This is a genomic window from Microbacterium sp. C5A9, from assembly GCF_022627955.1.
Classification (GTDB): domain Bacteria; phylum Actinomycetota; class Actinomycetes; order Actinomycetales; family Microbacteriaceae; genus Microbacterium.
On record NZ_JABXGD010000006.1, the window covers coordinates 314068 to 324464 of the forward strand.

The 10397-nt window shown below is 68.3% G+C and carries 10 protein-coding genes and 2 tRNA genes; 4 read left to right on the plus strand and 8 right to left on the minus strand.

Going from position 1 to position 10397, the window contains the following annotated elements:
• Positions 1-211: 211 nt before the first annotated feature.
• The 3 genes from HWD99_RS13465 (at position 212) to HWD99_RS13475 (ending at position 1740) form a co-directional block, all read left to right on the plus strand.
• Positions 212-877, plus strand: a complete 666-nt coding sequence (locus HWD99_RS13465) for a fasciclin domain-containing protein (RefSeq protein ID WP_241796779.1) — start codon at positions 212-214, stop codon at positions 875-877.
• A gap of 132 nt (positions 878-1009) precedes the next feature.
• A tRNA-Lys gene (locus HWD99_RS13470) sits at positions 1010-1082 on the plus strand.
• Between the two features lie 109 nt (positions 1083-1191).
• Entirely contained in the window at positions 1192-1740 is a 549-nt protein-coding gene (locus HWD99_RS13475; RefSeq protein WP_241796756.1) for a type 1 glutamine amidotransferase domain-containing protein, read from the plus strand.
• 30 nt (positions 1741-1770) lie between these two features.
• Here the strand turns inward: HWD99_RS13475 and HWD99_RS13480 are convergent, their stop codons facing one another.
• Complete coding sequence (locus HWD99_RS13480; protein WP_241796757.1) at positions 1771-2292, minus strand: CGNR zinc finger domain-containing protein; 522 nt, start codon at positions 2290-2292, stop codon at positions 1771-1773.
• 25 nt (positions 2293-2317) lie between these two features.
• Here HWD99_RS13480 and HWD99_RS13485 point away from each other — a divergent pair, with 25 nt between their 5' ends.
• Complete coding sequence (locus HWD99_RS13485; protein ID WP_241796758.1) at positions 2318-2527, plus strand: hypothetical protein; 210 nt, start codon at positions 2318-2320, stop codon at positions 2525-2527.
• Positions 2528-2546: 19 nt separating this feature from the next.
• On the opposite strand, the gene HWD99_RS13490 is transcribed toward HWD99_RS13485, so the two are convergent.
• The 7 genes from HWD99_RS13490 to topA all read right to left on the minus strand — a co-directional run bounded on the left by HWD99_RS13490 (position 2547) and on the right by topA (position 10137).
• Complete coding sequence (locus HWD99_RS13490; protein WP_241796759.1) at positions 2547-3074, minus strand: DUF1697 domain-containing protein; 528 nt, start codon at positions 3072-3074, stop codon at positions 2547-2549.
• The gene (locus tag HWD99_RS13495; RefSeq protein WP_241796760.1) at positions 3071-3652 is read right to left on the minus strand and encodes an isochorismatase family protein; all 582 of its coding nucleotides are present in this window, start codon (positions 3650-3652) and stop codon (positions 3071-3073) included. Before HWD99_RS13495 ends, HWD99_RS13490 begins: the two co-directional genes overlap by 4 nt.
• Before the next feature lie 79 nt (positions 3653-3731).
• Positions 3732-3807 (minus strand) — tRNA-Thr (locus HWD99_RS13500).
• Between the two features lie 73 nt (positions 3808-3880).
• Complete coding sequence (locus HWD99_RS13505; protein ID WP_241796761.1) at positions 3881-5440, minus strand: alpha/beta hydrolase; 1560 nt, start codon at positions 5438-5440, stop codon at positions 3881-3883.
• Positions 5437-6594 carry a DNA polymerase III subunit delta' gene (locus tag HWD99_RS13510; RefSeq protein WP_241796762.1) on the minus strand — a complete coding sequence of 386 codons (1158 nt, stop codon included), beginning with the start codon at positions 6592-6594 and terminating at the stop codon, positions 5437-5439. Before HWD99_RS13510 ends, HWD99_RS13505 begins: the two co-directional genes overlap by 4 nt.
• Before the next feature lie 67 nt (positions 6595-6661).
• Entirely contained in the window at positions 6662-7291 is a 630-nt protein-coding gene (tmk, locus tag HWD99_RS13515; protein ID WP_241796763.1) for a dTMP kinase, read from the minus strand.
• Positions 7288-10137: a type I DNA topoisomerase gene (topA, locus tag HWD99_RS13520; RefSeq protein WP_241796764.1), complete on the minus strand. Its 2850-nt coding sequence runs from the start codon at positions 10135-10137 to the stop codon at positions 7288-7290. The genes tmk and topA overlap by 4 nt, the downstream gene beginning before the upstream one ends.
• Positions 10138-10397: the final 260 nt, after the last annotated feature.

Sequence of the window (10397 nt, forward strand, 5' to 3'; positions counted from 1 at the left end):
CGATTCCTCCGGCGCAGATCCTGATGCCTCCCGCCTCGAGGAGTCCTCTTAACGCGTGACGTCGAAAGCTGTTCGCCGCGGCCCCGAAAATGGATTGGAAATCGGTCGATCTCAAAAAAGTTCTGAGAATCTCCCATCCGTTCCGCAGCGGGCTCCGAACACCTGTCAACGCCACGGAGAGGCCGTGGCAGAGATTCTCAAGGAGCTCGAGATGTTCAGCACCAAGAAGAAGGTCACCGCAGCCATCACCCTCGGCCTTGCGAGCGCATTCCTGCTCTCCGCATGTTCGATGGGTGGCACCACCACGGAAGAGCCGTCGGAGTCGACGGCCCCCGAGTCGTCCGAGACGATGGCTCCCGAGACCGAGACCATGGACCCGGCCGCCAACCTAGTCGGCCCCGGTTGCGCCGCATACGCCGAGGCAGTGCCGGACGGCGACGGATCGGTTGCCGGCATGGCTCAGGACCCGGTCGCGGTGGCAGCGTCCAACAACCCGCTGCTCACCACGCTGGTCGCAGCCGTCAGCGGACAGCTGAACCCCGACGTCAACCTCGTCGACACTCTGAACGGTGACGAGTTCACCGTCTTCGCTCCGGTCGACGACGCATTCGCGAAGATCGACCCGGCCACCATCGAGGGTCTCAAGACCGACAGCGCCACGCTGAGCTCGATCCTGACGTACCACGTGGTCCCCGGCCAGATCGCTCCTGACGAGATCGTGGGCACGCACGCCACGGTTCAGGGTGCCGACCTCGAGGTCACCGGCAGCGGCGACGAGCTGATGGTCAACGACGCCAACGTCATCTGCGGTGGCGTGCAGACCGCCAACGCGACGGTGTACCTCATCGACACGGTCCTGATGCCCCCGGCTGAGTAAGCGCGGGACACCCGAGCTGGGACCTCGGAACAGACTGCCTTCCGCTCGGGGGAGGACGGCGGGCAGAAGAACGGGCCGTCGGCGAGTTATCTCGTCGGCGGCCTGTTCTGTGCGCCCCTAGACTGGACATGCGGGCCTCTAGCTCAGTTGGCAGAGCATCGGACTTTTAATCCGCGGGTCGTGGGTTCGAGCCCCACGGGGCCCACCGCTATCATCGTCGGCTCGATCCGGCCACCCCCTTCACGGCATCCGATTCGTGGGAGAAGGTCGAAGTGTCCCCATCCGGGACTCGACCCTCCACGAAAGGACGCATCATGGCGACTCTCACCGACAGCCGAGTGGCATTCCTGGCGACAGACGGATTCGAGGACAGCGAGCTGACCAGCCCCTGGGAAGCAGTGCAGGCAGAGGGCGCGAGCGCGACCCTCATCGCGCCGGACGGCGCGCAGATCAAGGGCAAGAACGGCCACGTGCAGCATGTGGACCTGACATCGGCGGATGCCTCGGCAGACGAGTTCGATGCTCTGGTGCTGCCGGGCGGCGTCGTGAACGCCGATCACCTTCGGCTCGACAAGCCGTCGATCGATCTCGCCCGCACGTTCTTCGAGCAGCACAAGCCGGTGGCGGTCATCTGCCACGGCGCGTGGATCCTGATCGAAGCGGGCGTCGTCGACGGCCGCACTCTCACGAGCTACCCGAGCCTCGCGACCGACCTCCGCAATGCCGGGGCGACGTGGGTCGACGAGGAGGTCGTGGTCGATCAGGGGCTCGTCTCGAGCCGCACCCCCGACGACCTGCCGGCGTTCAACGCCAAGCTCGTCGAAGAGGTGGCAGAGGGGCGTCACGCCGGGCAGACGGCCTGACGGCCCACCGCAGCATCCGGCGGTCCGGTGTCACGCGCTCACACGAGCTCGATGACGCCGGACCGCCGCTCTGTTCGCGCAGCGCACCGAGCAGAACCTCTGGCGCCCGTTGCGGGTCACATCGACGACGACGTGGGTGCAGGGTGATGCCTCGCATCGGCCCAGACGATCCATGCCGCGTGTGACGAGGTGCAGCGACGTGCCGACGGCGAAGATCGCCCGGAGGACGTAGGGCAGCGACTGCACGTCGTCCCGGTAGTGCAGGTGCCATCCCTCGCCGTCGTGATCGGTGAGACGGGGATACGCCGCGGCCTCAGCCATCTGCGCGTTGAGGATCTCGGCGCGCGCGGCGGGGTCACGCTCATCGACGATCCGCAGCCAGTCGTCGACCACTTCCCGCACCTTGTCGTAGTCATCAGGGGCAGACGGGAAGGTCATGGTCATGCCCCTCTCGAGCGTTCGCTCCTCGATGCCCGCGCGATCCGCGGGAAAGTCATCCGCCAGGGATGCCGCGAGCAGCACCGCGTACTCGCCGTAAGGGTTGAGATGCATAAGGCCATTACATCACGCTGGATCCATGACCTCTCTGCACACTTTCCCCACGCCTCAGATCCCGACGGTCCAGACCCCACCGCACGAGCACGCCTGGCTCGTGGAGTCGCGACACCCGACCAGCGAGGGCACGGTGGTGTACGTGCACTGCGAGGGCTGCGCGATGCGCCGGGTGGACATGCAGCTCCACCCCCAGATGCCTCCCACGGCTCTGAGTCGCGATCTTCCGGCGTGAGCGGACGGCCCGTCGCGCGTCATGCGGTGAGTTCGACGAGCTTTCTCACCGTGCGCAGATTGCGTGCCGTGCCGGCGACCCCCAGAGCGCGGTCGAGGACGGCCTTCGTGAGCTTGGTGTTCTGCACACCGCCGTCGCCGTAGTCGATCCACAGGTCGTCTCCGACCAGCGCGATCCGCTCCCCCGGTACGAGGCGGTCCTGCAGCGCATCGACGGCCCCGGGCGACGCCGGCCCCTCGAGGAACATCGCATGCAGCATCTTGTCGGACGCCTCAGCGAACGGATGCTCGGCGGCCGCCCGCTCGAGCGCGGAGTGCGTGCGGAGGATCACCGGGGTGTCCACGCCGAACTCGGCGGCGATCAGCTCGCGCACTCGAGCCCGTGCCGCATCCGGATCTGTGGGATGCTCGCACACGATGTTCCCGCTCGCGATGTAGGTCGAGACCTCGCCGAGCTCGGGAGCGAGCAGCGCGCGCAGCTCGGCCATCGGCACCTTCCCCCGACCGCCGACGTTGACAGCACGCAGCAGAAGGACGCTGCGGCTCACACGTCACCGCTCTCGCTCAGCTGCGCACCCGCATGTGCGAGCTCGGCCAGCGCCGCCTCGCTCGATGCCACGCCGACACCGGCGATCAGGTCGGTGAGCACCCGCACCTGCACGCCGTGCGCGATCGCGTCGAGCGCTGAGGCGCGGACGCAGTGGTCGGTGGCGATGCCGACGACGTCGGCAGCGAGCACACCCGCACCCGTGAGGATCGCACCGACGGTCTCGCCCGACTGCGTGGCTCCCTCGAACATCGAGTAGGCGGGGCGGCCCTGCCCCTTCTGCACGTGATGCGTGACGGCATCCGTGACGAGCAGCGGGTCGTAGTCCGCACCCTCGGTCCCGGCCACGCAGTGGAGAGGCCAGGTGTCGACGAAGTCGGGAGCCTCGGCGAAGTGTCCGCCGTTGTCGCCCTCGGAGTCATGCCAGTCCCGCGACGCGATGATCACGTCGTAGTCGGCGCCACGCTCGGCGAGGAAGGCGGAGACCGCGGATGCCACGGCATCCCCACCGGCCACGGCCAGCGCTCCCCCCTCGGTGAAGTCGTTCTGCACATCGACGATGAGAAGCGCTCTGCTCATGCTTCGAGGGTACGCCCCGCAGAGTGCGTGCGGAGGGAACCAGAAGGCCCCGTGATGTTCTTCTCATCACGAGGCCTGGTGGAGCCGCTTGTCAGAATCGAACTGACGACCTTTTCATTACGAGTGAAATGCTCTGCCGACTGAGCTAAAGCGGCGCGATCATCGATATTACCCGAGCGGACGCGACATCGCGAATCGGCGCGTCGACACGTGTCGGCGCCGCCTCTCTCACTCGCAGCGGAGCCCGTCCTGGGGCACCGTGTCGTCGAGCAGGAACGACTCCACGGCGCCGTCGACGCAGGAGTTTCCCTTGTTGTACCCGGTGTGCCCCTCGCCCACGCGGGTGATCAGGACGCCCTCGTCGAGCTGCTCCGCGAGGGACTCGGACCACTCGTACGGCGTGGCCGGGTCGTTCGTCGTGCCGATCACGAGGATGGGGCCGGCGCCCTCTGCCGTGATCTCGCCGCGAGTGCCCGTGGGCGGGTACGGCCACACCTCGCACGGGTCGGGACCGCTCCAGTAGGCGGCGATGGTCGGCGCGCCCTCGGCGATCTTCGCCTCGGTCGCCGCCTCGGCCGCCGGATCGTCTTCGACCGGGTAGTCCATGCAGTTGTAGGCGCGGAACGCTTCGGTCGAGTTGTCGAGGTACGAGCCGCTCTGGTCGCGACCGTTGTAGAAGTCGGCGAGGAAGAACGCGGTGGTCGGGTCGCCCTGCAGAGCCTCGTCGAGCGCCTGCGTCAGGAAGGTCCAGTTGTCGGCCGAATAGAGGGCCGCGATGATGCCGGTCATCAGCGCATCGGCGCCGAGCATGCGGCCGTCGCCGTTCTCCAGCGGGGTGGCGTCGACACTGGCGAGCAGCGCGCCGAGGTCGGCCATGGCCTCGTCGACCGTGCCGTTGAACGGGCACTCCCCCGAGTCGAGGCAGTTCTGCATGTAGGCGCGGAGTGCGGACTCGAAGCCGAGCGCCTGGGTGGCCCCGACATCGAGACCCGAGACGGCGGGGTCGATGGCGCCGTCGAGCACGAGCCGGCCCGCCTTCTCGGGGTACAGCGACGCATACGTCGCGCCGAGGAACGTGCCGTACGAATAGCCGAGGTAGTTCAGCTCGGTGTCGCCCAGCACGGCCCGGATGAGGTCCATGTCACGCGCCGAGTTGACCGTGGTGATGTGCGGGAGGATCCCCGCGCTGTTGGCGTCGCACGCCTGCGCGAACTCCTCTGCCCCGGCGAGCAGCTCGGCCTCCCACTCGGGGGTGCCGCGCTTCGCCGTCGGGATCGTGTAGAGGTAGTCGTCCATGCCCGCCGCGTCGAGGCAGGTGACGGCCGACGACTGGCCGACGCCGCGCGGGTCGAATCCGATGACGTCGAAGTTCTCGATCAGGTCGGCGCCCACCGCGAAGTCGAGGCTGTCGCGGACGAGCTCGACACCGCTGGCGCCCGGTCCGCCCGGGTTCGTCAGCAGGGACCCCCGAGCCTCTCCGGTGGCCTGGTGGCGCACGATCGACAGCGTGATCTCGCCGTCGCCCGGGTTCTCCCAATCGAGCGGCGCAGTGACGTCGGTGCAGTCGAATCCCGTGCCGCACTCGGTCCACGTCAGCGTCTGACCGTAGAACGGCAGAAGGTCTTCGGCGACGCCCTCGGTGTCGGGAGCCTTCGTGACCGAGGGCTTGGGCTCAGCGCCTTCGGGAATGGCCGCGTACAGACAGCCCGAGAGAGCGACGGCTGCTGCCGCGAGCCCGGCGATGACGGCGGCGGCGCGCCGGATGCGAGAAGTCGGTCGGTCGTTCACGGTGTCCTCCCGCTCGTGACAGTCACGAGCAAGCTCTCCAGGGCGAGCAGCGGTGCGACGTTGCGCTCCAGCGACTGGCGCGTCTCGGCAAGGTGGTCGAGTACGACAAGCGTACGGGTCTCGGGCCAGGCGGCGGCGAGCGCGGACAGGTCTTCACGCAGCTCGCGGTTGATCAGCTCGTCGTCACGGCCGAACTGCAGCATCACGACGTCGCGGAACATCGACTGCAGATCGGTCAGCACCCGATCGATGCCGTCGCGAAGACTGCGGGTCGCACGCTTCTTCTGATCGTCTTCGAGCGCCGAGATCTGCGTGCGCAGCGCCGGAGGGACGGCCTGTCCCTCGGCGATCCCCACGGTGCGCAGCAGCGAGGCGCGTTCGGCGGCATCGCGCTCGGCGGTCAGCGCCTTCGCGTCGTCAGTGGCCGCCTGGATGATGCGCCCGGCCACCTCGACCGCGTCGTTGACCCCGCGAACCGCCAGGACCGAGCGCAGGGTCTCATCGCGGCGACGCCGAGCCGCGTCGTCCGTCGCGAGTCGCTGCGCCATGCCGATGTGACGCTGCGCGTGGCGGGCGGCCTGCTCGGCGACCGCCTCGTCGACGCCGGTACGCAGCGTGATCAGTCGTGCGACGTCGGCGACGTCGGGTTCGCGCAGGCGCAGCGACCGCACGCGCGAGCGGATGGTGGGCAGCAGATCGGCTTCGCTGGGAGCACAGAGGATCCACACCGTCTGCTCCGGCGGCTCTTCGAGCGCCTTGAGCAGCACGTTGGAGGTGCGCTCGACCATGCGGTCGGCGTCTTCGACGACGATCACGCGATAGCGCCCGGCCGAGGGCGCGAAGTACGAGCGCTCGACGAGCGCGCGCGCCTCGGCGATCGTGATGATCACCTTGTCGGTGCGCAGAGCCGTGACGTCGGGGTGCGTGCCGGCGAGCACCTGACGCATCGCCGCCTCATCGTCGGGATGATCGGCGACCAGTGCCGCGGCGAACGCGTAGGCCAGGGTCGACCGCCCCGATCCGGGCGGGCCCGTGATCAGCCACGCGTGCGAGAGCGCAGCGGGATCGGATGCGGCGGCCCGCAGGGTCTCGACCGCCGCGTCCTGCCCCCACACATCGACCCACGGAAAAGGGGCGGCGACGGTCTGGGGCATGCACTCAGCCTAATCGGGAGCACCGACGTCCGCGCACGGGGCGCGGTGACCGTCGAGGGGTGCGGTGTCAGGCGATGAGGCTCTGCACGCGCTCGCGGATCTGCGCGGAGATCGTCTCGGGCGACGCATCGGCGTCGAGCACCAGGAATCGTCCGGGCTCGGCGGCAGCGAGCGCCAGGTAGGCGTCACGGACCCGTGCGTGGAATTCGGTCTTCTCGGCCTCGAGCCGGTCGAACGGCTTGTCGGCGGAGTCGAGGCGCACCCGCGCCGCCTCGGGAGCGAGGTCGAGCAGCACCGTCAGATCGGGAAGGGCACCCTCGGCGGCCCAGAGCGACAGGTCGCGGATCTCGTCGCCGTCGAGCACGCGACCGGCTCCCTGATAGGCGACCGAGGAGTCGAGATACCGATCCTGCAGCACGACCTCGCCGCGTGCGAGTGCCGGGCGGACGACCGTCGCGACATGGTGCGCACGGTCGGCCGCGTACAGCAGCGCCTCGGCACGCGGGGCGATGTCGCCGCGGTGGTGCAGCACGATGTCGCGGATCAGGTTGCCGACCTCCGAGCCCCCCGGCTCGCGGGTGCGCACGACCGTCCGGCCCTCGCTCGACAGCCAGCGCTCGAGAAGGTCCGACTGCGTGGTCTTTCCCGAGCCGTCGCCGCCCTCGAGGGTGATCCACACTCCGGAGCGTGAGGTCACGAACCGGCCTTCTTCGCAGCCGCGTTGGCGGCACGCGTCGCCGCGGCCTTCTTCGCGGCGGCCGAACGAGCAGCGGCCTTCTCGGCATCCGTCGGAGCCTTCTTCGCAGCGGCCTTCTTCGCCGCCGGGGCCTTCTTGGCGGGCGCCTTCTTGGCCGGGGCCTTCTTGGCGGCCGGGGCCTTCTTCGCCGCACCGCGCTTGGGCGCAGGGCCCTTCGCACGCTTGTCGGCGAGCATCTGCACGGCGGTCTCGAACGTGATGTCCTCGACCTTCTGTCCGCGCGGGATCGTGACGTTCGTCTCGCCATCCGTCACGTACGCGCCGAAACGACCGTCGCGGATGCGGATCGGCTTGCCGCTCACGGGGTCCGCGTCGAACTCGGCCAGCGCACTGGAGGCACGTCGGGATCCGGCGCCGTACTTCGGCTGCGCGTAGATTTCGAGAGCCTGCTCGAGGGTGACGTCGAAGATCTGCGATTCGCTCTCGAGCGAGCGCGAGTCGGTGCCCTTCTTGAGGTACGGCCCGAAACGACCGTTCTGGGCGGTGATCTCATCGCCGCTCTCAGGATCGGTTCCGACCACGCGCGGCAGGCTGAGCAGCTGCAGCGCGGTGTCGAGGTCGATCGTGTCGACCGACATCGAGCGGAACAGGGATCCGGTGCGCGGCTTGGGCGCCGCGTCCTTCTTCGCGCCGCGCTTGGGCTTCGGTGCCTCGACGACCTCTCCCGTGGCCTCGTCGACCGCCGCGTCGTCGGACACCGGGTCGTTCTCCTGCACGTACGGTCCGAAGCGTCCGTCCTTGACGACGATGATCTTGCCGTTCTCGGGATTGGTGCCGAGCACGCGGTCGCCGGCGACCGGCGCGTCGATGAGCTCCTGCGCCTTGGCGGCGGTGAGCTCGTCGGGCGCGAGATCCTCGGGGACGTTGACGATTCGCGGCTTCTCGTCGGGCGCCTCGGGGTTCGCGACTTCGAGGTAGGGGCCGTACTTGCCGAACCGCAGCGTCGCGTTCTCGGTGATCGGCGTCGAGTTGAGAGCCCGTGCATCGATCTCGCCGAGGTTGTCGACCACCTGGCGGAGACCGACGTGGGAGTCGGAGCCGTAATAGAAGGAGCGCAGCCACTCGACGCGCTTCTGCTCGCCCCGGGCGATCGCGTCGAGGTCGTCTTCGAGCGCGGCCGTGAAGTCGTAGTCGATCAGGTCGGCGAAGTGCTCCTCGAGCAGCCGGACGACGCTGAATGCGAGCCACGTCGGCACGAGCGCCTGGCCCCGCTTGGTCGCGTATCCGCGGTCGATCACGGTGCCGATGATGCTCGCGAAGGTCGAGGGGCGGCCGATGCCGTGCTCCTCGAGCGCCTTCACGAGCGATGCCTCGGTGTAGCGCGGCTTCGGGGTCGTGCGGTGACCCTTGGCCTCGGCGTCCGACATGCGCAGCTCGTCGCCCACCGCGACGATCGGCAGCGACTGGTTCTCGTCGGCGTCCTTGTCGTTGCGCTTCTCGTCGCGCCCCTCCTCGTAGGCCTCGAGGAAGCCCTTGAAGGTGTATACGGTTCCGGATGCCGTGAACTCGGCCTTCTGCCCTGCGGCATCGACGAGGATCGTGACCGTCGTGGTCTCGTACTTGGCATCGGCCATCTGGCTCGCGACCGTGCGCTTCCAGATGAGGTCGTAGAGGCGGTGCTCCTCGCGGTCGAGTTCGGAGGCGACCGACTTCGGGGTGCGGAAGGTCTCGCCCGACGGGCGGATCGCCTCGTGCGCCTCCTGTGCGTTCTTGCTCTTCGACTTGTAGACGCGGGGCTTCAGCGGCACGGCCGAGTCGCCGTACAGGGCGACGGCCTGGCTTCGAGCCGCTTGCACCGCCTGGGTGCTCAGCGCGACGGAGTCGGTACGCATATAGGTGATGTAACCCTTTTCGTACAGACGCTGGGCGACGCTCATCGCCTGCTTGGCGCTCATCGAGAGCTTGCGACCGGCCTCCTGCTGCATGGTGGAGGTCGTGAAGGGCGCGTACGGGCTGCGCGTGCCGGGCTTCGCCTCGACCTTGGTCACCGCACCGGTGCCTGCCGCGTCGACGGCGTGCGCGAGTGCGGTGGCCTTCTTCTCGTCGAGGATGACGACGGCCTTCTTGAGCTTTCCGGTGTCGTCGAAGTCGGTGCCCCTGGCGAGCTGACCGCCGTCGACTCGGACCAGTCGCACCCGGAAGCCCGAGGACGACGAGGCGAGCGCCTCGACATCCCAGTAGTCGGCCGACACGAACGCCATGCGCTCGCGTTCGCGCTCGACGATCATGCGGGTCGCGGCGGACTGCACGCGTCCGGCCGACAGTCCGGTCTTGACCTTGTACCAGAGCACGGGCGACACGTCCCAGCCGTACAGGCGGTCGAGGATGCGGCGGGTCTCCTGGGCGTCGACGAGATCCGTGTCGAGCTCGCGGGTGTTGCCGATGGCCGCCTGGATCGCATCCTTCGTGATCTCGTGGAAGACCATGCGCTTGACGGGGACCTTGGGCTTCAGGGTCTCGAGGAGGTGCCATGCGATGGCCTCGCCCTCGCGGTCCTCATCAGTGGCGAGCAGGAGCTCGTCGGCTGTCTTGAGCGCGCGCTTGAGTTCGGCGACGGTCTTCGTCTTGCGATCGGAGACCACGTAGTAGGGGTCGAAGTCGTTGTCGACGTCGATGGAGTACTTGCCGTAGGCCTGCTTGTCCTCCGCCGGGATGTCCTTCTTGTCTGCGAGGTCGCGGATGTGGCCGACGGAGCTGAGCACCTCGTAGCCGTCGCCGAGGTACCCCTGAATCGACCGCATCTTCGTCGGAGACTCGACAATGACGAGCTTCTTGCCTTCAGCCAAGGGAGCATCCTTTCTTCGAAGCACACCATACACACCGCTGTGATGGGTTCGTCACAGTGGTCGCCTGCGTTTTCGCCGGACCGTGCTTCGCGCGGCCGTCATCTTCCGTCGGGTGGCCCAGCTCGGGCTCGGGAGACGGCTGCGAGTCCAGCGTACGCCGCCTCGACCTGTACGGTCGCCACGAACCCTTCGACGACGCACTGGGTGAGCGATCCCCCGGCAGCGGCGGCGACGCGCGCGGCGACCGCGCACGGGTCGTC